At 64.3% G+C, this 20,226-nt stretch carries 20 protein-coding genes and 1 pseudogene; 14 read left to right on the forward strand and 7 right to left on the reverse strand.

Annotation, left to right across the window (positions count from 1 at the left end; all coding sequences use genetic code 11):
* The first annotated feature begins 83 nt into the window (after positions 1-83).
* The 7 genes from ACIU1A_RS07165 (at position 84) to rarD (ending at position 5,563) form a co-directional block, all read left to right on the forward strand.
* On the forward strand, positions 84-440 hold the full coding sequence (locus tag ACIU1A_RS07165; protein ID WP_140520951.1) for an endonuclease domain-containing protein: 357 nt from the start codon (positions 84-86) through the stop codon (positions 438-440).
* Complete coding sequence (locus ACIU1A_RS07170) at positions 437-823, forward strand: VOC family protein (RefSeq protein WP_404926969.1); 387 nt, start codon at positions 437-439, stop codon at positions 821-823. The genes ACIU1A_RS07165 and ACIU1A_RS07170 overlap by 4 nt, the downstream gene beginning before the upstream one ends.
* 6 nt (positions 824-829) lie before the next feature.
* A complete protein-coding gene (locus ACIU1A_RS07175; protein WP_140818856.1) occupies positions 830-1,321 on the forward strand; it encodes a GFA family protein in 492 nt (163 codons plus the stop codon).
* Positions 1,318-1,794 carry a GFA family protein gene (locus tag ACIU1A_RS07180; protein WP_140520673.1) on the forward strand — a complete coding sequence of 159 codons (477 nt, stop codon included), beginning with the start codon at positions 1,318-1,320 and terminating at the stop codon, positions 1,792-1,794. The genes ACIU1A_RS07175 and ACIU1A_RS07180 overlap by 4 nt, the downstream gene beginning before the upstream one ends.
* A complete protein-coding gene (gene pip, locus ACIU1A_RS07185) occupies positions 1,791-2,750 on the forward strand; it encodes a prolyl aminopeptidase (protein ID WP_140764157.1) in 960 nt (319 codons plus the stop codon). Before ACIU1A_RS07180 ends, pip begins: the two co-directional genes overlap by 4 nt.
* Positions 2,751-2,936: 186 nt before the next feature.
* Positions 2,937-4,553, forward strand: a complete 1,617-nt coding sequence (gene cimA, locus ACIU1A_RS07190) for a citramalate synthase (RefSeq protein WP_404926970.1) — start codon at positions 2,937-2,939, stop codon at positions 4,551-4,553.
* Positions 4,554-4,636: 83 nt separating this feature from the next.
* Positions 4,637-5,563 carry an EamA family transporter RarD gene (gene rarD, locus ACIU1A_RS07195; protein WP_404926971.1) on the forward strand — a complete coding sequence of 309 codons (927 nt, stop codon included), beginning with the start codon at positions 4,637-4,639 and terminating at the stop codon, positions 5,561-5,563.
* On the opposite strand, the pseudogene ACIU1A_RS07200 reads toward rarD, so the two are convergent.
* Both ACIU1A_RS07200 and ACIU1A_RS07205 read right to left on the reverse strand, forming a co-directional pair.
* A pseudogene (locus tag ACIU1A_RS07200) lies at positions 5,541-6,538 on the reverse strand (transporter). The gene rarD and the pseudogene ACIU1A_RS07200 overlap by 23 nt on opposite strands.
* A gap of 177 nt (positions 6,539-6,715) precedes the next feature.
* Positions 6,716-7,006 (reverse strand): muconolactone Delta-isomerase family protein, encoded by a 291-nt coding sequence (locus ACIU1A_RS07205; protein WP_140555775.1) that lies wholly within the window; start codon positions 7,004-7,006, stop codon positions 6,716-6,718.
* 121 nt (positions 7,007-7,127) lie between these two features.
* Between ACIU1A_RS07205 and ACIU1A_RS07210 the strand changes: the two genes are divergently transcribed.
* On the forward strand, positions 7,128-8,015 hold the full coding sequence (locus tag ACIU1A_RS07210; protein ID WP_404926972.1) for a LysR substrate-binding domain-containing protein: 888 nt from the start codon (positions 7,128-7,130) through the stop codon (positions 8,013-8,015).
* Positions 8,016-8,116: 101 nt separating this feature from the next.
* Here the strand turns inward: ACIU1A_RS07210 and ACIU1A_RS07215 are convergent, their stop codons facing one another.
* Positions 8,117-8,728 carry a TIGR00730 family Rossman fold protein gene (locus tag ACIU1A_RS07215; protein WP_140494518.1) on the reverse strand — a complete coding sequence of 204 codons (612 nt, stop codon included), beginning with the start codon at positions 8,726-8,728 and terminating at the stop codon, positions 8,117-8,119.
* Between the two features lie 128 nt (positions 8,729-8,856).
* Between ACIU1A_RS07215 and ACIU1A_RS07220 the strand changes: the two genes are divergently transcribed.
* The 3 genes from ACIU1A_RS07220 (at position 8,857) to ACIU1A_RS07230 (ending at position 12,602) form a co-directional block, all read left to right on the forward strand.
* Complete coding sequence (locus tag ACIU1A_RS07220) at positions 8,857-10,224, forward strand: Ig-like domain-containing protein (protein ID WP_404926973.1); 1,368 nt, start codon at positions 8,857-8,859, stop codon at positions 10,222-10,224.
* Positions 10,225-10,345: 121 nt separating this feature from the next.
* Positions 10,346-10,693 (forward strand): helix-turn-helix transcriptional regulator, encoded by a 348-nt coding sequence (locus ACIU1A_RS07225; protein WP_140520669.1) that lies wholly within the window; start codon positions 10,346-10,348, stop codon positions 10,691-10,693.
* Between the two features lie 25 nt (positions 10,694-10,718).
* On the forward strand, positions 10,719-12,602 hold the full coding sequence (locus ACIU1A_RS07230) for an ABC transporter ATP-binding protein/permease (RefSeq protein WP_140517829.1): 1,884 nt from the start codon (positions 10,719-10,721) through the stop codon (positions 12,600-12,602).
* Between the two features lie 31 nt (positions 12,603-12,633).
* Here ACIU1A_RS07230 and ACIU1A_RS07235 read toward each other — a convergent pair whose 3' ends face one another.
* Entirely contained in the window at positions 12,634-13,515 is an 882-nt protein-coding gene (locus tag ACIU1A_RS07235; protein WP_140517830.1) for an SMP-30/gluconolactonase/LRE family protein, read from the reverse strand.
* A gap of 212 nt (positions 13,516-13,727) precedes the next feature.
* Here ACIU1A_RS07235 and ACIU1A_RS07240 point away from each other — a divergent pair, with 212 nt between their 5' ends.
* Positions 13,728-14,426 carry a phosphatidylserine decarboxylase gene (locus tag ACIU1A_RS07240; RefSeq protein WP_140517832.1) on the forward strand — a complete coding sequence of 233 codons (699 nt, stop codon included), beginning with the start codon at positions 13,728-13,730 and terminating at the stop codon, positions 14,424-14,426.
* A gap of 3 nt (positions 14,427-14,429) precedes the next feature.
* The gene (locus ACIU1A_RS07245) at positions 14,430-15,248 is read left to right on the forward strand and encodes a phosphatidylcholine/phosphatidylserine synthase (protein WP_140666238.1); all 819 of its coding nucleotides are present in this window, start codon (positions 14,430-14,432) and stop codon (positions 15,246-15,248) included.
* A gap of 118 nt (positions 15,249-15,366) precedes the next feature.
* Here ACIU1A_RS07245 and ACIU1A_RS07250 read toward each other — a convergent pair whose 3' ends face one another.
* Positions 15,367-17,589, reverse strand: a complete 2,223-nt coding sequence (locus ACIU1A_RS07250) for an AMP-binding protein (RefSeq protein WP_404926975.1) — start codon at positions 17,587-17,589, stop codon at positions 15,367-15,369.
* Positions 17,590-17,725: 136 nt separating this feature from the next.
* Positions 17,726-18,133 (reverse strand): 4-oxalocrotonate tautomerase family protein, encoded by a 408-nt coding sequence (locus tag ACIU1A_RS07255; RefSeq protein ID WP_404926976.1) that lies wholly within the window; start codon positions 18,131-18,133, stop codon positions 17,726-17,728.
* Positions 18,134-18,246: 113 nt separating this feature from the next.
* Between ACIU1A_RS07255 and ACIU1A_RS07260 the strand changes: the two genes are divergently transcribed.
* The gene (locus tag ACIU1A_RS07260; protein ID WP_404926977.1) at positions 18,247-19,110 is read left to right on the forward strand and encodes a LysR substrate-binding domain-containing protein; all 864 of its coding nucleotides are present in this window, start codon (positions 18,247-18,249) and stop codon (positions 19,108-19,110) included.
* A gap of 168 nt (positions 19,111-19,278) precedes the next feature.
* On the opposite strand, the gene ACIU1A_RS07265 is transcribed toward ACIU1A_RS07260, so the two are convergent.
* Positions 19,279-20,181: a DMT family transporter gene (locus tag ACIU1A_RS07265; protein WP_140562454.1), complete on the reverse strand. Its 903-nt coding sequence runs from the start codon at positions 20,179-20,181 to the stop codon at positions 19,279-19,281.
* Positions 20,182-20,226: the final 45 nt, after the last annotated feature.

Here is a 20,226-nt window from a genome sequence, read left to right on the forward strand (position 1 = left end):
GAGATGTCCGGCAGGACAGAGGGGGGCGCCTCGCCGTGATCCATTATCGTGTGTCTCCTGTCAATCGAGGCAATGCGCGCAAGATGCGCAAGGCTATGACCGACGCCGAACTGAAGCTTTGGAATGAGATACGCGCACACCGACTCATGGGGCTGGCGTTTCGACGTCAAATGCCAATAGCGGGCTACATCGTCGATTTTGCTTGCCCTAACAGGAAGCTGATCGTTGAGCTGGATGGTTCTCAGCACGCCTCTCATGAGGTCTCGGCGTCTGACACCGCGCGAACAGCCAAGCTCACAGCGCTCGGCTGGACCACCCTGCGCTTCTGGAACGATGACGTGATCCGCGATATCGACAATGTCTGTCAGCATATCGTGATTGCGGCCGGCCTGGCTGGCGCGGAAGTGCCGGAACCAGCAACGGAGGAGTTCGTTTCATGATCGACCATCTCGGCATCGACGTTGCCGATTTCGACGCTTCGAAGGCTTTCTATGACAAGGCGATGGCGCCGCTTGGGGCCTCGCTGCTCCATATGGTGCCGCTGGAATACACCGGCGGCGCCAAGGTCGGTGGCTACGGCCGCGATCGGCCGGTGTTCTGGCTGCAGGAAGGCAAGGAGGGGCAAAAGGCCCACCAGCACGTTGCCTTCACCGCGCGCAGCCGCGCCGAGGTTGATGCTTTCCATGCTGCCGCTCTCGCCGCCGGCGGCAAGGACAATGGCGGGCCGGGCCTGCGCCCGCACTATCATGCGGACTACTATGGCGCCTTCGTCTTCGATCCCGACGGCAACAATGTCGAGGCCGTCTGCCATGATGCGGAGTGACCTGCCATGAGCCTCGACAACCGGCCGATCTACACCGGCGGCTGCCAGTGCGGCGCCGTGCGCTTTCGCGTCGAGGGCGCACTCGGCGATGCCTCGGTCTGCCATTGCCGCATGTGCCAGAAGGCGAGCGGCAATTTCTACCTTCCGCTGGTCTCGGTGCGCGGCGCCAAGGTGGACTGGACGCGCGGCGAGCCCAAGCGCTTCCGCTCGTCGAACGCTGCCTGGCGCGGCTTCTGCGCCGAATGCGGAACGCCGCTGACGTTCGAGGCGCCGGACGGCATGGCGCTGGCGATTGCGGCCTTCGACGATCCGGCTGATATCGCGCCGACCATCCAGTGGGGCACGGAGGCAAAGCTGCCTTACGTCGATTCCATTCCAGAATTGCCGGGCGAGGATACGATGGCGGACATGGGTTCGGCCCCCTATCTGGCAGAGCTTGTCTCCTACCAGCATCCCGACCACGACACCGAGCAATGGCCGCCGGAGAAAACATCATGAGCGAGACCATTCGAACCGGCGGCTGCCAGTGCGGCGCCGTGCGCTTCCGCATCAAGGGCAAGCTTGGACGCCCGTCCATCTGCCACTGTCGCATGTGCCAGAAACAGTTCGGTTCCTTTTTCGGCGCCCTGGTGACGGCGCCGAAGGACGGCGTCGAATGGACACGTGAGGAGCCGAGCTATTTCCAGTCCTCGGTCAACATCGATCGCGGTTTCTGCGCCCGCTGCGGCACGCCGCTGACCTACCGCCAGCCCGGCGGCTTGGAGATCGCCATCGGCGCCTTCGACGATCGCTCCGACCTGGCGCCGCAGATCCAGGTCAATTACGCCGGGCGGCTGCCTTGGGTGGAGACGATCTTCGACCAGCCCGTCCACCAGGATCCAGACTATTACGCTAGGCAGGAGGAGATCATCTCCTTCCAGCATCCCGACCATGAAACGACGGACTGGCCGTCCAAAGGTTTGCAACTATGAGCTCTGAACTGCGCACGCTTTATCCCGAGATCGAAGCTTTCGAGAGCGGTATGCTCGACGTCGGCGACGGCCACCAGGTCTATTGGGAACGCTCCGGCACCAAAGGCGCCAAGCCGGCGGTATTCCTGCATGGCGGGCCGGGCGGCACCATCTCGCCAAAGCATCGGCGGCTGTTCGATCCCGATCTCTACGACGTCATCCTGTTCGACCAGCGCGGTTGCGGCAAGTCGACGCCGAATGCCTCGCTGGAGGCCAACACCACGTGGCACCTGGTCGCCGATATCGAGCGCTTGCGCGAAATGGCCGGCTTCGACAAATGGCTGGTCTTCGGCGGTTCCTGGGGTTCGACGCTGGCGCTCGCCTACGCCGAGACGCACCCGCAACGCGTCAGTGAGCTCGTCGTACGGGGCATCTATACGCTGACCCGCCCCGAACTCGAATGGTACTATCAGTTCGGCGTCTCCGAGATGTTTCCCGACAAGTGGGAGCGCTTCCTGGCGCCGATCCCCGAGGCCGAGCGCGGCGACCTGATGGCCGCCTATCGCAAGCGGCTGGTGGGGTCCGACAGAAACGCGCAGATCGAGGCGGCCCGCGCCTGGAGCCTGTGGGAAGGCGAGACGATCACGCTTTTGCCCGAGCCGGAGACCAGCGGACCGTTTGGTGAGGACGACTACGCCGTCGCCTTCGCCCGCATAGAGAACCACTACTTCGTCCATGCCGGTTGGCTGGAGGAGGGACAGTTGCTGCGCGATGCCTGGAAGTTGAAGGACATTCCCGGCACCATCGTCCACGGCCGCTACGACATGCCGTGCCCGGCACGCTACGCCTGGGCGCTGCACAAGGCCTGGCCGAAGGCGGATTTTCACCTGATCGAGGGTGCCGGCCATGCCTATTCCGAGCCGGGTATCTTGGACCGGCTGATCCGGGCTACGGATGGGTTTGTGGGGAAAAACTGATGTCGGCGCTCACCCCCCTCTGGCCTGCCGGCCATCTCCCCCTCAAGGGGGAGATTGGCCATCACCCGGGGTTTCGCAAATTTTCAGCGCCGCAGGTGATGGCGGGACATTCGAACTGCCGATCTCCCCCCTTGAGGGGGAGATGTCCGGTAGGACAGAGGGGGGCGTTCAAGCGCCCACAGGACGATGAAAAAGCAACGCCTCTACCTCTTCGACACAACACTTCGCGATGGCCAGCAGACGCCCGGTATCGACTTCTCGGTCGAGGACAAGATCGCCATCGCCAAGCTGCTCGACGAATTCGGCCTCGACTATGTCGAGGGCGGTTACCCCGGCGCCAACCCGACCGACACGGCCTTCTTTAGGGAGAAGCGCACCGCGCAGGCAAAGTTCGTCGCCTTCGGCATGACCAAGCGGGCGGGGGTGTCGGCTTCCAACGATTCTGGGCTTGCCGCACTCGTCCAGTCGCGGTCGGACGCCATCTGCTTTGTCGCCAAGAGCTGGGACTATCATGTCCGTGTGGCGCTCGGCTGCACCAATGAGGAGAATCTGGAGTCCATCAAGGCCTCGGTGGAAGCCGCCATTGCCGCGGGGAAGGAGGCGATGGTCGATTGCGAGCATTTCTTCGACGGGTTCAAGGCCAATTCGGATTATGCGCTGGCGTGCGCCAAGACCGCTTATGATGCCGGCGCGCGCTGGGTGGTGCTGTGCGACACCAATGGCGGCACGCAGCCCTCGGAACTACGCGCAACCGTCGAAAGGGTCGTCGCCGCGGGCATTCCCGGCGACCATCTCGGCATCCATGCCCATGACGACACCGGTCAGGCGGTGGCGAATTCGCTGGCCGCGGTCGAAGCGGGCGTGCGCCAGATCCAGGGCACGCTGAACGGCATTGGCGAACGCTGCGGCAACGCCAATCTGATCTCCATCGTGCCGACGCTGGCGTTGAAGCCGGCCTTCGCCGACCGTTTCGAGACGGGGATTTCCGCCGAGGCGCTTACCGGCATTTCGCGCTTGTCGCGCGCCTTCGACGAACTCTTGAACCGCGCTCCGGAGGCGCAGGCGCCCTATGTCGGCGCTTCCGCCTTCGCCACCAAGGCCGGCATCCACGCTTCGGCGCTCGCCAAGGAACCTGCGACCTACGAGCATGTGCCGCCGGAAGCGGTTGGCAACCGCCGCCGCGTCATGGTTTCCGACCAGGGCGGCAAGGCCAATTTCCTGGCCGAGCTGAAGCGGCGCGGCATCGATGTGCCGAAGGACGATCACCGGCTCGACGCATTGATATCGGTGGTCAAGGAGCGTGAGGCCTCCGGCTATGCCTATGAGGGCGCCGACGCCTCCTTCGAGCTCCTGGCGCGCAAGATGCTGCACGGCTTGCCCGAGTTCTTCCACGTCACCTCGTTCCGTTGCATGATCGAACGCCGCTTCGATGCCAATGGCCAGTTGAAGACGGTGTCGGAAGCGGTGGTCAAGGTGCTGGTCGAGGGCGAGGAGAAGATGTCGGTGGCCGAGGGGCACGGCCCCGTCAATGCGCTCGACATCGCACTGCGCAAGGATCTCGGCAAATACCAGGGCGAAATCGCCGATCTGGAACTCGCCGACTTCAAGGTGCGTATCCTCAATGGCGGCACCGAGGCGATCACTCGCGTTCTGATCGAATCGCATGATGCGACAGGTGCCCGCTGGTGGACGGTCGGCGTTTCCGAAAACATCATCGACGCCTCGTTCCAGGCGCTGATGGATTCCATCATCTACAAGCTGATGAAGAACCGGGACATGGCGGGTCTGGTGGCGGCGGAGTAAGTTTGAACCATCAGCGAAAGTCCATTGATCCATCAGAACTTTGCGATGGTCTTGCCAAGGATACTGGGCCATAGCGTTGGGCCATGGCCGCTGAAGCAATTACCCAGGACGCAGTTTCAAAAGCCCGCAGCGGCTTCCTGCTGGCGCTGGGTGCCTATTTCTTGTGGGGTTTGCTGCCTTTCTACATGAAAGCGGTTGCGCACCTGCCGCTTGCCGAGGTGATTGCCCACCGCATCGTCTGGTCGGTGCCGATCGCCGCCGCGGTTCTGGTCTGGGCCGGCCGCACGGCGGATTTCAAGGCGGCAATCCGTTCGCCCCGCACGATCGCCATGGCGGCGCTGACGGCGGCGCTGATCTCGGTCAATTGGGGCGTCTACGTCTGGGCGATCGCCGTCGACCGCACCGTAGAAACCGCCCTTGGCTATTACATCAATCCCCTGGTCAGCGTCGTGGTCGGCGCCCTGCTGCTCGGCGAGCGGCTCGATCGGCTGCAGATCGCGGCCGTGGTGCTTGCGGCGATCGCGGTCGCCGTGCTGACGATCGAGGCTGGCAAGTTGCCATGGGTATCGCTGGCGCTGGCCTTTTCCTTCGCCGCCTACGGTTTTTTCCGCAAGACGCTGCCGATCGGCCCCAGCCAGGGTTTTCTGCTCGAAGTGCTTCTGTTGTCGGTGCCGGCCTTGGGTTATATCGCCTGGCTGATCGCCACCGGACAGGACCATTTCGTTTCCGGCAACGGCGTCGATGCGGCGTTGCTGGCCGGTTGCGGGCCGGTGACCGCGGTGCCGCTGCTGCTGTTCGCATTCGGCGCCAGGCTTTTGCGTCTCTCCACCATAGGCATCATGCAATATATTGCGCCGACCATTGTGTTCCTGATCGCCGTGCTGATCTTCAAAGAGCCGTTCGACACCACCCAGGCTGTCGCCTTTGCCCTGATCTGGGCGGCGCTGGCCATGTATTCCTGGTCGATGCTGGCGACGGCGCGCCGGGCTACATCTGCCCGAGCCGCCTGACGAAGAGATAGGTCGCTCCGGCGATCAGCATCGAAACCGCAGTCACCACCCAGAAGCCTATCGGCGTGTTGACCAGCGGCAAGCCGCCGACATTCATGCCGAACAGGCCCGAGATGATCGTCATTGGCAACAGCACCGCGGTCATCACCGACAGCACGTAGAGCAGCCGGTTCGACTGCGTCGTCAGCTTGGCCATCAGCTCGTCCTGCAACAGCCTGGCGCGCGCCTGCAACTGCTCGCCATCATAGTGCAGCGTCTGCGCGCGGTGCGAAAGCCGTGCTGCCATGTCGTTGATCGAATCGGGCAGGTCGTTGCGGTGCGAATGGTCGAGATGGCGAAACAGATTGTCAGGGTCGCCATCTGCCGGTGAATCACCACCAGGTGCCGGCGCGCATCGACGAGCGCCTGCCGCTCATTGTGCCATGCGTCGCAGACGATGCGGTCCTCGATGCCGTCGAGACTGTCGCCAAGTGCAGCGAGTTCCACCGCCATGCCGTCGAACGACTGGCCCACGACCGCCTCGATCAGCTCGGCCGGCGAGCGAAACTTGCGCGAGCCGTTCTCGATCGCCTTGCGGATATTGTCGACCGACTGCAAGGGCTGCTTGCGGGCGCCGACCAGCATGGTGTCGTTGAGGGCGAAACGGAAATGGCCAAGCCCGCCGGCTTCCGCCGAATAGTCGTGACGCAGGTCCGGCAGGTCGCCGTAGAGCCAGTCATCCTCGAGGTCGATGTGGCAGCCATGGCTGGCGGACAGGAAGGCCTCGCGCACTGGCGCCGGCAGGGCCTGTTCGGCGGCGATCTCGTGGCGTGCGCGCATGTCGGAAAGCTGGTAGCTGCGCCACGTCCATTGCGCGCCGGCGGCATCCTTGGTGCGCAGGCCGTCGGCGGTGAAATGATAGATGAAGAACAGCCCATGCTCGTCTGGCAGGTAGGGCGACAGGTCGGTGCCTTCCGGGGCGAGAGCAGTATCCATGGTGTAGTGCCGGATGCATATTTCGAGCATCGCACCGCTTGGCGGCGCGTGATTGCAACATCTAGCATGGGCGGCGGGGTTTCGTGTGACGGTTCCTTGACAGCCGATCACACTCTCTCGAGCGGCCGCGTCAGTGCGGCGGCGCCTTTCGCCGCCACCGCATTGCGACTGCCACACTTAGCGCTTCGGACCGAAACCGGGATAAGGGTTCAGCGGCACGATTGCGGCAATGTCCATCATGCCGGCCTTGACCAGCGGCAAGCTGCCGAGATGACTGCGCACGTCGGCATCGCTGGCCGCCTCGAACATCATGCCGCTCCCGGGAATGTCGCCACGGTTCCAGACCTGGCGAACCGCGCCCTGGGCGTAGAGCGTGCGCCGCTGCTCGGCCTCGCCGGGCAGCAGCGGCGCGAAATCGGCATCGGTGAATTTTTCGGTGTTGCGGGTGAGGAGGGCAAAGAACTGCATGTCGGTCTCCTGTTTGTCAGCGGTAGGTGACGGCAGGTATCGCGCTGGATGGTCAGACTGTCCAAGACTGATTAGGCTAAAGTTGAGACTTTTGAAGACTTGATGCCGCGCGGAGCAAAAAATGTTCGACTTGCGCCAGATCCGATATTTCGTCGCCGTCGCGGAAACCGGCAATGTCGGTCGCGCCGCCGAGCTGCTGCATATTTCGCAGTCGCCGCTGAGCCGGCAGATCATGCAGCTTGAACAGCAGCTTGGCGTAACCCTGTTCGAACGGGTAAAACAGCGCGTCCATCTCAATGCCGAGGGCCGCGCCTTTCTCGCCGAGGCCCGCGCGCTGCTGTCGAACGCGCGCCGGCTGGAGGAACTTGGTCGAAACCTTGCCAGCGGGTCTGTCGGGCGTCTTGCCATCGGCTATGTCGAAGGCGCCGTGCACGCCGGGCTTGTCGCCGCGATGCTGCGCCAATTCCGCCGCGACCGGCCGGATTTTCATCTCCAGTTGAGAAGCCTGCGCTCGGCGGCGCAGATCGAGGAGCTGCGGCAGCGGTCGCTGGATCTGGGCCTGGTCTATTCGCCGCCCGCCGCGGACGATCCCGATGTCGCCAGCATGCCGCTGCGCCACGAGCCGCTGGCGCTGGCGATGCCCGAAGGCGATCCGCTCGCCGAAGTGGCCGATATCCAGCCGCACCATCTCGACGGCCGCGTCTGGATCACCGTCGTGCGCCAGCCCGACGACACCAATCGCGGCCAGTTCCTGGCCGCCTGCGCCAAGGCGGGTTTCCTGCCCGATATCGCCTATGAGACGGCGGACCCGTTGACCTCGCTCGGCCTTGTCAGCGCCGGCCTCGGCCTTGCCACCGTCCAGTCGAGCCTGCGCATCGCCGCGCCGCCCGGGATCCTGTTTCGGGACCTGCCATGGTTCGAGCGCAAGGTCTCGATCCATCTTGCCTGGCGGCGCCAAGATCGGCGGGCGGTAATCGCTGATCTGCGGCAGGCTGGAGTAGGGCAGTAGGGCAGTAGGGCAGTAGGGCAGTAGGGCAGTAGGGCAGTAGGGCAGTAGGTTCTATCTTCCGCTACTGCCTTACTCCCCTACTCCCTTACTCCCTTACTCCCCTACATCTTATCTATCACCGACTGCACGCCCTCCGTCGGCGCATCGACCGAGGAGCCTGCCACCATGATGGCGGCGACGATTGCCTCGGGGTCATTGACGACCAGCGGCTTGACCCGCTGTGCGGTGTGAATGAAGCCTTCGGTTGCCATATGGTCGATAAGCGCCAGCATCGGATCCCAGAATCCGCCGACATTGCCGAAGACGATCGGCTTTCGGTGATGGCCAAGTTGCGCCCAGGTCATGACCTCGACGATCTCCTCGACTGTGCCGATGCCGCCCGGCAGCGCCACAAAGGCGTCGGATTTCTCGAACATCTTATGTTTGCGCTCGTGCATGTTTTCGGTGATCACGAGCTCGTCGAGCCGGTCTAGCGCGGTTTCGGTTGCTTCCCTGTTGATCAGGAAGCGGGGAATGATGCCGGTGACCTTGCCGCCGGCCTTGAGCGCGCCTTCAGCGACAGCGCCCATGATGCCTTTGGTGCCGCCGCCATAGATCAGCCTGAGGCCGGAGCGCGCAAGCGATCGCCCGAGCAGGTGACCAGCCTTGGCATAGGTTTCATCGCGGCCCGGAGACGAGCCGCAATAGACGCAGACGGATCGAATCGTATTCATGCCGATGATTGGTGATTGGGTCTGAAAGCGCGGTCAAGCCCTAAGGGCCGAGAAGTCCGGGCTTTTTCTTGTCGGTGATGGTAAAACAGGCTAGACCGGCGTTAGGTGGCTAAGGGGCAGGGAAGTAGATGGCGATCAATCCGTTGAAGGCGTTTCTGTTCGCGGCGGGTGGGACCGTTGCGGTCGCGGGAACCGCCTATGTGTCGGGCGCGCTCGACCCATATTTCAATCGCACGCCGCCGGCGGACGTCGCGGCGCAGGCTCCGCCTGTGGCGCCGAAGCCGGCCAATCCGGGCACGGAAGCGCGGCTGCCGCAGGCTGCGGCACCGTCCGCTCCAACCTCTGAGGCAACCGCGCCTGCCGTCGCGGGTCCGATCGCCCCGACCTTCGACGTGGTGCGCGTTGAAGGCGATGGTTCGATCGTCGTCGCCGGCAATGCCGCGCCCAATTCAAAGGTCGAGATCCTCAACGGTTCGACCGTGATCGGCTCGACGGTCGCCGGTCCGGATGGCGCCTTCGTCATCGTGCTCGATGATCCGCTGAAGCCTGGTGACTATACGATTGCCTTGCGCTCCACCGCCGGCGATGTCGCGACCGCTTCCGCCCAGACGGCCGTCGTCTCCATTCCCGCCAATGCGAGCGGCCAGGTGCTGGCCATGGTCGAGGAACCGGGCAAGCCGGCCGAACTGCTGACCGTGCCCCAGCCGCAGACAACACCGGAAGCGCCTGCAGCCGCGGCTCCGGCGCCAGGTACGTCCGCCGCCATCGAAGCAACGCCTGCTCCTGCGGCGCCGACAACGCCGCCCGCGCCATCCGTGGCCGAACCCAAGATCGTTGTCGAAGCGGTCGAGATTGACGGCAGCAAGATCTTTGTCGCCGGCCTCGCCGACCCGGGCCGCAAGGTGCGCGCCTATGCCAACGATATCCTGCTTGGCGAAGCGCAGACATCGCCGAATGGCCATTTCCTGGTTGAGGCGAGGCGCGACGTACCGGTCGGCAGTTACACCATCCGTGTCGATGGCCTCGATGCCGACGGGATGAAGGTGGTGGCCCGCGCCGCCGTACCGTTCGAGCGCGAACCGGGCGAGGCGGTCGCCGCCGTGGCGCCTGCTGGATCCAAGGCGGCCGATGCAAAGTCTGCCGAACCGTCGGCTGCCGCTGAAGCGCCCGCCAACCCGGCGGAACCGGCTCCGGCCGATGCAGTGGCCACGCCGCCTTCCGATGTGGCCGAGACTGTTTCACCTAAGCTCGAACATGCCAACGGCGCCGTGATCATCCGCCGCCACGATACGCTGTGGCGGATTTCGCGGCGCGTTTACGGTTATGGCATGCGCTACTCGACAATCTATCTCGCCAACCAGGACCAGATCCGCAATCCCGACCGCATCTGGCCGGGACAGGTGTTCAAGGTCCCGCCACGGTCTAAGGAAGGCGAGGCCGCCGACCTCAAGGCGATGGGTGACCAGATGACGACGCATTCGGCGAAGACGGAGTAGGCAAGCGTCAGCGGGGCGGCTGCAAGCCGTTCCGAAGCCGATCCTTCGCAGCCCTCCGCCTGCAATCTCCCCATCCGGCCAGCTTGCCTCGTCACTGTTCATCGTCTATCGCCGATGAACGATGACCGAATCCCTGCCTGAACAAGACCGCGCGACGAGCGCGCCAACCTCTTGCACCACCGACAGCCACTCCATCGCTGCCCGCTTCGCCGCGCTCTCGCACCCTGCGCGCATCGAGATCCTGAAACGCCTGTCTGCCAGCGGTTTCTGCTGCTGTCGGGACGTTGTCGACCACCTCGATCTCGCCCAGTCGACCGTCTCGCAGCATCTGAAGATCCTGGTCGAGGCGGGGCTGGTGCGCTTCGCGCCTGACCGCCAGCGCTCGCGCTACGAGGTGGACCAAGCCGCGCTTGCCGGCGTGTCGGCTTCGCTGAGCGCGCTCGTCGTTTCCTGCTCGACCAGCCGCTGACCCTCTCACCCAAAAGGCAAGAAAAGTGGCCGAAAAAACCGTCTCCGCCGATTCCCCGACCTTCAAGACGCTGCTTAACCTCTGGCCCTATATGTGGCCGGCGGATCGTGCCGATCTGCGGGCGCGCGTCACCTGGGCGACAATTCTGCTGGTGGTTGCCAAGCTGACATTGGTCGCGGGACCCTATTTCTTCAAATGGGCGACCGACGCCTTGGCCGGTGACGGCAGATCGACGCCGCCGCTGCCCGCCTTCCTGCTCGCCCCGGTCATGTTGGTTGTCGCCTACAATGTGGTGCGGCTCGTGCAACTCGGCTTCAACCAGTTGCGCGACGCGCTGTTTGCCCGCGTCGGCCAGTACGCTGTGCGCCAGCTTGCCTTCCGCACCTTCGTCCATATGCACCAGTTGTCCCTGCGCTTCCATCTCGAACGACGCACCGGCGGCCTGTCGCGCATCATCGAGCGCGGCACCAAGGGCATCGAGACGATCGTGCGCTTCATCATGCTCAACACGGCGCCGACCATCCTCGAATTCGCGCTGACCACGGGCATCTTCGCCTACACCTATGGCTGGAAATACGTAGCCGTGGTGGCGGTCACCGTCTGGCTCTATGTCTGGTTCACGGTTCGCGCCAGCGACTGGCGCATTTCGATCCGCCGCGACATGAACGACAGCGACACCGACGCCAACACCAAGGCGATCGACTCTCTGCTCAATTTCGAGACGGTCAAATATTTCAACAACGAGGCCATGGAGGCCGAGCGCTTCGACCGCTCCATGGCGCGTTACGAGATGTCGGCGACCAGGATCTGGACGTCGCTCGGCTGGCTGAATTTCGGCCAGGGCGTCATCTACGGTCTGGGCACGGTCATTGTCATGTGCATGTCCGCGCTCGAAGTGCAGCGCGGTACGCAGTCTGTCGGTGATTTCGTCTTCATCAACGCCATGCTGATGCAGCTCTCGGTGCCGCTCAATTTCATCGGCTTCATCTACCGCGAGATTCGCCAGGGCCTCACCGATATCGAGCAGATGTTCGACCTGCTCGACGTGCCGCAGGAGATCGTCGACAAGCCCAGTGCCAGGCCGCTCGCGATCGAAGCCGGCAAGGTCGAATTCCGCGACGTGCATTTCTCCTATGATCCGAACCGCAAGATCCTGAAAGGCATCAGCTTCGAGGTGCCGGCCGGCAAGACGGTCGCCATCGTCGGTCCTTCGGGCGCGGGCAAGTCGACCATCTCGCGGCTGCTGTTCCGCTTCTACGACATCCAGTCGGGCCAGGTGCTGATCGACGGCCAGGATGTCAGGGAAGTGACGCAGGAGAGCCTGCGCGCGGCGATCGGCATGGTGCCTCAGGACACCGTGCTGTTCAACGACACCATCGCCTACAACATCCGCTACGGCCGCATCGGCGCCAGCGAGGAGGAGGTGCGCAAGGCGGCCGAACTCGCCCAGATCGGCCCTTTCATCGAGCGGCTGCCCGAGGGTTACCGCTCGATGGTCGGCGAGCGCGGGCTGAAGCTTTCCGGGGGCGAGAAGCAGCGCGTGGCGATTGCCCGCACCATTCTCAAGGCGCCGCCGATCCTGATGCTCGACGAGGCGACCTCGGCGCTGGACAGCCATACCGAACAGGAGATCCAGGCCGCGCTCGACCTGGTCAGCCGGGGCCGCACTACCATCGTCATCGCCCACCGGCTGTCGACGGTGATCACGGCCGACGAAATCATCGTGCTCAAGGACGGCCAGATCGCCGAACGCGGCACACATGCCGATCTGATGCGCAAGCACGGGCTTTACGCCTCGATGTGGGACCGCCAGCGCGAGGCGACCGAAGCTGAGGAGCGTCTGCGCATCGCCCGCGAAAGCGACGAACTGGGTGTGGTGGTGCGCAGGCGCACGTCGGAGCTGTCGTAGCGGCGTTGGCTATCTCCATCGCTTTCGCCAATCAGCGTGTGCCCGAAATGTAAGACGGCCATCCCGCGCCAGGCGAGGAAACAGCGACGCCCAGCACCTGACCAGTGCGGGCGTCGCTCGACATGTGGTCGAAGCCGCGCCATTCGGCGACGGTGATGAACAGCGTCCTGCCGTCGACACCGCCCAGCATGCAGGCGAAGCAGCCGCGATCGGCGGTCACGGTCTGCAGCACCTCACCGCCTTCGCGTACCTGCGCACAGCGCTTGTTGGGAACATCCGCGTACCAGACCGTCCCTTCGGCATCTAGGCAGATGCCATCGGGATAGCCGTCGAGATCGGCCCACACCCGCCGATTAGCCAGAGTGCCGTCGGCGGCTATGTCGAAGGCGGTCAGCCGGTTGGAGTGGGATTCGGCAATGATCAGCGTCCTGTTGTCCGGGGTCACAGCCATGCCATTGGCAAACGCGATATTCTCAGCCACTTGCCTGGCCGTCCCGTCCGGTGTGATCAGCACGATCGTGCCCGGGCCGAAATGCTGGCCGGGTGCCGGCGCCGGGCCGCCGCCATTGACATAGATATTGCCGCGCCCATCGACGACGATCTCGTTCCAGGGGCTTTTCGAGAGGTCGCGCAGATCGGCATGGGTGACGAGCCTGCCATCCACCTCCTGCCTTAGCAGCAGGCCTTCGCGGCCTGAAATCACGAGCAACCTGCCATCCGGCAGCCAGTCGATGGAGTAGGGCAGGACCGCTGGCATGGTGAGCATCACCCTGCTCTTGCCGTCTTCGCTCACGGCGACGATCTCTCCGGTACCCCAGTTGCAGAGCCACAGGCGTCCCTCATGCCAACGCGGCGATTCCCCGAAAGCGAGGCCCATGGTGATAATCTTGGCGTTCTCGGCAACGGATGACATTGGCTGGCTCCTTGGCTGCGTGACCCACGTCACCGTTCCGAAGGCGTCGCGGGGCACTGTCCTGCCAAGGACGGGCGAGCGTATGGCTTGCCGACATGGCGGCCGACAATTCTAAAAGGCTACTGCGCGCCCCTCCCTCGCCATTGTCGCGTTGCGGGCAGAGGGTGTTTCGGTTATTGAGGCCGGACCTGAAACAGGGACTGCCCCATCCCATGAGCCTTGTCGATACGGTCAAGAACGCGTTCGTACCGATCCATCGCGAGGGCTATCCGTTCATCGCCGCCTTTGGCGCGGGCACGCTTTTCCTCGGCTATTTCTCCTCGATCCTGTTCTGGATCGGGCTCATCCTCACCGCCTGGTGCGCCTATTTCTTCCGCGATCCCGAGCGGGTGACGCCGGTCGACGACCGTCTGGTGGTGAGCCCCGCCGACGGCGTCATCTCGGCGGTCGGCCCGGCCGTGCCGCCGCGCGAGCTTGGCCTCGGCAATGCCGAAATGACCCGCATATCGGTGTTCATGAACGTCTTTTCCTGCCACGTGAACCGCGCCCCGGTGCGCGGCAAGATTTCCCGTATCGAGCATCGGCCCGGGAAGTTCCTTAATGCCGAACTCGACAAGGCAAGCACCGAGAACGAGCGCAACGGGCTGGTCATCGACAGCCCCAACGGCACCGTCGCGGCGGTGCAGATCGCCGGCCTCGTGGCGCGGCGCATCGTCTGCTGGGCCGAGGCCGGCGGCTCGATCGCCATCGGCGAGCGTTTCGGCCTGATCCGCTTCGGTTCGCGCGTCGACGTCTTCCTGCCGGAGGCGGCGACACCACGCGTGGCCGTCGGCCAGACGGCGGTCGCCGGCGAAACGGTGCTGGCGGAATTCGGCGGTATCGCCGCCACGCCTCTCGTGCGGATATCCTGACCGGTGGGCGCGCCGTTCAAGAAATTCGAGGCACATGCCAGCGGCGGCCCGCGCATTCGCGAAATCCCGATGCGCATGGTGCTGCCCAATCTGGTTACGGTGCTCGCCATCTGTGCCGGCTTGTCCGGCATCCGCTTCGCTTTCGAGAACCGCTTCGAGCCCGCGGTGGTCATGGTGCTGCTCGCCGCGTTTCTCGACGGCATAGACGGCCGACTGGCGCGGATGCTGAAGGCGACGTCGAAATTCGGCGCGCAGATGGATTCGCTGGCCGACATCGTCAATTTCGGCGTCGCGCCCGCGCTGGTGCTTTACGCTTTCCTGCTCGACCGCGCGGGATCGCCGGGTTGGATTGCCGCCCTTTTGTTCACCATCGCCTGCGGCATGCGGCTCGCCCGCTTCAATGTTCTTGACGAGGAAAAGGCCGAGCGGCCGGCATGGCAGACCGAATATTTCGTTGGGGTACCGGCGCCGGCGGGCGCCGTGCTGGTGATGCTGCCGCTTTATCTGTATTTCCTGCGGCTTGGGCTGGAGCCCGGCCGCCCGGCCGCCTTCATCGCCACCGGCTTCACCATACTGGTCGCCTTCCTGCTGGTCAGCCGTTTGCCGGTCTATTCGGGTAAGAGCGTCAAGGTGCCGGGTGACAAGGTATTGCCGGTCATCCTGGGGGTCGTGCTCTACATCCTGCTCTTGATGACCTATCCCTGGTACACGCTGACGGCCTCCGTCGCCGGTTATCTCCTCTTCCTGCCCTTCAGCGTGCGTGCCTATTCGAAGCGCGCCAGGCTGGAAGGCGAGCAGGTGCCGCCTTCGGATATAGGATAACGCTGTTATCCCTCTTTGAAGTCGGGGATGTCGCTGAAGGCGACAGAGGGTGCATTGAAGGCCAGCGCTTTGCGCCCGGGCCTGCGATTTAGGCGAGACGACCCTTCAGGCCGTTCGCCTACGCCGCCGCACTCAGCCCCAGACGATCGATGGCCAGTCTGCGGGCCGACACGTAGTCGGTCTTGCCCGAGCCCAGCGCCGGGATCTCTTCCACCTTGACGATGTCGTTGGGCACCATCAGTTCGGCCGCCCCGGCCTTCTTGCCGAATTGGCGCAGTTCCTCGGCACTCGCATCGTCGGCGGTGGTCACCAGCACGATGCGCTCGCCGCGCCGTTTGTCGGGCACCGCCACGGCGGCATGGCGCTCTTCCGGCCACAGCGACTGCACCAGCATCTCGACCGCACCCAGCGACACCATCTCGCCGGCGATCTTGGCGAAACGCTTGGCCCGGCCGCGAATGGTGATGAAGCCCTCGCGGTCGACCGAGACGATGTCGCCGGTGTCGTGCCAGCCTTCGAGCCGCTGCAATTCGCCCGGTCGGTCGGCGGTCATGTAGCCCATCATCATATTCGGACCGTCGAGCCACAGACGGCCGGCGCCATCGATGCCTTCGACGGGTTCGAGCTTCATGCGGATGGCCGGCAGCAGCCGCCCGACGGTGCCGTCGCGGCTATGGATGGCGGTGTTGACGGCAACCACGGGCGCGGCCTCGGTCAGCCCAAAGCCTTCGATGATCTCGGCCTGGAAACGCTCGCGATAGGTGCGGCGGGTTTCCGGCTTCACCGCTTCGGCGCCGGCGACGACGAAGCGCAGGCTGGAAAAATCGCCGTCCTTGGCGGCGCGCGCGTAATTGGCGAGGAAAGTGTCGGTGCCGAACATGACCGTCGGCTTCACCTTACGGGCGATCTCGGGGATGATCTTGTAATGGAGAGGCGAAGGGTAAAGGAACAGCTTTACGCCTGTAACCAGCGGCAGGATGGTGCCGCCCGTCAGCCCGAAGGAGTGGAACACAGGCAATACGTTGAGCAGGATATCGGCCGGCGAGATGGTGACACGGGCTTCCGCCTGCATGGCGTTGGCGTAAAGGTTCTTGTGCGACAGCACCACCGCCTTCGGCGTGCCTTCCGAACCGGAGGTGAACAGGATGACCGCGGGTTTGGCTGCGTCCTGGCGCTGCAGCGGCCGGCGCCACAGCAAGGCGGCGGTAAGCTTTTCCAGCGCTGTCACGCTTGCGCGTGTATCCTCCAGCCAGAGAAATTTCGCGCCACCCTTTTCGACCGCCGTCACGATATCGCCGAGGTCGGCCTTCTCGATGAAGGCGCGGGAGGAGACGACCGTGCGGATCACCGCCGTGCGGATGGCGGCGGTGACGCTGGCCGGACCCGCGGTGTAGTTGATCATCGCGGCCACCCGCCCGGCCGAGAGCAGCCCGACCAGGGACAGCACCACGCCATCGGCGTTGGGCAGGAGCAGGCCGACCGCTTCGCCGGGCGCCGTCACCGTCTCGAAACGCCTGCCCAGCACGCGCGCGCCGATAAACAGTTTTCGATAGCTGAGCGCGCCCGAGACGACGTCCTCGATGATCGGATGCGATGCGCCGACCCTGGTTGCGGCGTCACGCATGGCCAGGAACAGGCCGCGATCGAGATCGGCGGCTGCGAAGCGCGCCTCGGCGAAGCGGTCGAACAGCGCGTTGGTGTTCGAGGCCTGGTCGGGAATGCGCGCCACCAGCTCGGCGATGGTCATTGGTTCCAATGCGCTGATCGACAGGCGAGGGAACCAGCGCCTTGGCGCGATGCTGGCCGGCGTCAGCGAGACAGGAAGGTCGCGGGCGCCGCCGACGAAGATCGGCACGATGCGGGCGTCGGCCTGCATGGCGATGCGGGTGACAGCGCGAAACAGCCGGAACGACTTGACGTCGGGCTCGACCGCGTCCGGCAGGTAGACGGCAAGCCGGCCCTTGCCCTTCAGCACGCGCACCAGCCTACGGCTGACGAAGACGTGTTCGGCGTTGAAGGCGATGGTGCGGCCAAGCTCGCGCCAAGGCTCTAGCCATGGTGCCCTGGCCGAGGCTCCGTCGAGGATGTGCAGCGTGTCGTCAGGCAGCAGCGACAGCATCAGCGCCGGTTCGAAGTGCGACTGATGTGAGATGACATAGATGACTGGCGCCACCGCATCGCGCGCGATTGCTATGCGGCTGTCGCTGATCCGATAGGCGAGCTTGAACGGCACGTAGAGCAGCGCCTGGGCAAAGCGCAGGCCGAGGCGGAACTTTTCCACTACCCCGATCAGCAGCCAGGCCACGACCAGACCCGCAAGCAGCGCCAGTGTCAGGATCATGCCGCGTCTCTCCCAACGTTCCTTGCACCTCGGCTCTGCGGCCGCTTCGGCAAGAACCTAGACGATGTGCGGGCAAGGTCAATGCGTAAGGGCCTCTTGCCGCCTCTCACGAAGGGAAGGGCAAAAGCGGCATCCTTTACGCCGCCTTCAGTCTCCCGCTGATGAAGCGGAATTCCTGCGTTTTGCCGCCATAACCGTAGGCGGCGGCCGGCACTTCGTGGACGAAGGCGTAGCTTTCTTCGTGCACGGACCCGAGCAGGCGCCCGAAGGCGGCGAAGATCGCCTTGAGATAGGCTTCCAGCTCGAGCTTGGTGTTGGTGCCGTCGACCACCTTGATGTCGAGCCAGAACGTATTGGTCCCATGCTCGGCCAGCGACGTGCCGCCGGCGAACCAGTGCTGCGGATCGAGATAAGAGACGGCAACCGCCGTTATGGTCGGATTCTTGCGAAGGTGCGTGGCGGTGAGTTCGGTCGCCTCCTTGGCGATCCTGGCGGACAGCGTGGCGTCGGGCTTCCCGGTGACGCTGACGTTGATGATGGGCATTGTCCTTCTCCTTGGTTCTGGCGGCCTCTGTCAGCCGATGATGCAACCCTGTCACCAACCAAGAAACATGAAAATCGAATTGTTTTCAGAGAATACTTCGATAATATCGAATTATGAAAACGCTCGATCCCGACCTCTTGAGGACATTCCTCGCCTTCGCCGACGGCGGCTCGCTGGCGCAGGCGGCCTCTATCGTCGGCCGTTCACCGTCGGCTGTGACGGCGCAGATGCAGCGGCTGGAAGAGGCTGTCGGCGAACCGCTCCTGGCGCCGCAGGGCAGGGGCCGCAGCCTGACGCCGACCGGTGAGGAGCTTGTCGGCCATGCCCGGCGTATCCTTGCAGCGCATCGTGAAGCCTGGCTCGGCCTGAAGGGCGCAAGGGCCGACGGACGCATCGCGATCGGTACGACGCAGGATTTCGCCGACAGCGGCTTGCCCGATTTGCTGCGTGCCTTCGCCGAAAGCCATCCGCGCGTCAGGATCGAGCTGCGCGTCGGCCGCTCCGCCGAGCTGGCGCAAGCCCTTCAGGGCGGTAGCCTGGATCTGGCGATCATTATGCGGCAAGCTGCGACGCCGGACGAAATCGGCATGCTGCGCGAGCCGATGATGTGGCTGTGTTCGCAAAAAGGGCTGGCTGCGCGACAGGACGAGTTGCCGCTTGCATTGCTCGATCCGCATTGCGGCTTCCGCGAAGCGGCTATCTCGGCGCTCGATGCGGCCGGTCGGCGCTATCGCATCGCGGCCGGCAGCGCGAGCCTGGTCGGCCTGCGCACGGCGGTCAAGGCCGGCATTGCGCTGACGCTGCGCACCGCGCGCTTTGCCCATTCCGGGATTGTCGAAGCACCGCGCACGTTCGAGCTGCCGCCCGTGCCCGTTGCCGAATTCGCCATCCGGCTGCGCGCCGATGCCGAGAACCCGGCGCGGGATTTGGCCGCACTGCTCGGCACCGGCCTGGCTGTGCCAGGACTTTTTGGCTGACAGCGGCCTGTCGTCCGGCGCGGGGCCAAAGAAAAAGCCGACCTTGCGGTCGGCTTGGAGTAGGACGGACCGAGGGGTTTGGGGGGACTCGGGGGTGGTCCGTCGGCTCAACAATGCCTGAACGGGATGATGGTTCCGTGACTGCGCAAATTTTTTTGGGCTCGGCTTTCACAACGGCCCTGGCGCTTGTTGCTGCTTTGCCGACAGCCAGTCGCGGCCGGCATGGGCAAAGACCGCGCAAAGCACGATTGCGCCGCCGATCATGCTGGCCATGGGCGGTATCTCGGCCAGGAAAAGGAAGGCAAACAGGATCGCGAACGGCACTTCGGCAGAGCCGAGCAGGCCGGATTCAGCCGCCGGGATGAGCCTCGCGCCTTCCGTCCACAGGATCGAGGAGAGCGCGAAGCTCGAGCCGAAGGCGACGAGCAGCACGGCATCCCTTGCCGAGACGGCAAGCGGGTCGGTGACGAACCAGCCGAGTATGAACAACAGCAGGGCCGAGACCGCGCCTGCCCAGACCGCCGGCGTGTCGCGGAAGGCGCGCACCATGATCATGTAGAGCGCGCTGCCGACCGTCATCAGCAGCGCCAGCCCGTCTCCGAACAGATTGCCTGTGCCGAAGCTCGACCAGACCATGACCGCGACGCCGCAAAGCGAGACGGCGGCGGCTAACATCGTCTGCAGGCGGAAGGGCTCGCGCACCAGCAGGAAGGCGAGCAGCGCGGCAATGAAAGGCGACGTCGCGTAGATGACCGTGACATTGGCGACGAAGGTGAATTTGAAGGCGCAGATGAAGGCGATGCTGGCCAGCGCGCCTTCCACCGCCAGCAGCCAGCCGCGCCAGCCGAGCCGCAGCGTTTGGCGGTTGCCGGAGCGGTGGCGGCGCCACAGCACATAGAGGCTGATCAGGATCGAGCCGACGAAACCGCGCCAGCAGGTGATGGTCAGCGGATCGGCATGGATCGATTTGGTCAGCACGCCGGTCAATCCGAACACCGCCGCCGACGACGACACCAGGATGATGCCAAGTGTCCGTTCTGCGGTGTCGGTGGCGGCTGCTACATCGGTCATGAAAGCCAATTTACGTGGTTCTGTCCTGACATCGTAGTGTCAGAA

The organism is Mesorhizobium maamorense (genome assembly GCF_044998965.1).
In the GTDB taxonomy this organism is placed as follows: Bacteria; Pseudomonadota; Alphaproteobacteria; order Rhizobiales; family Rhizobiaceae; genus Mesorhizobium.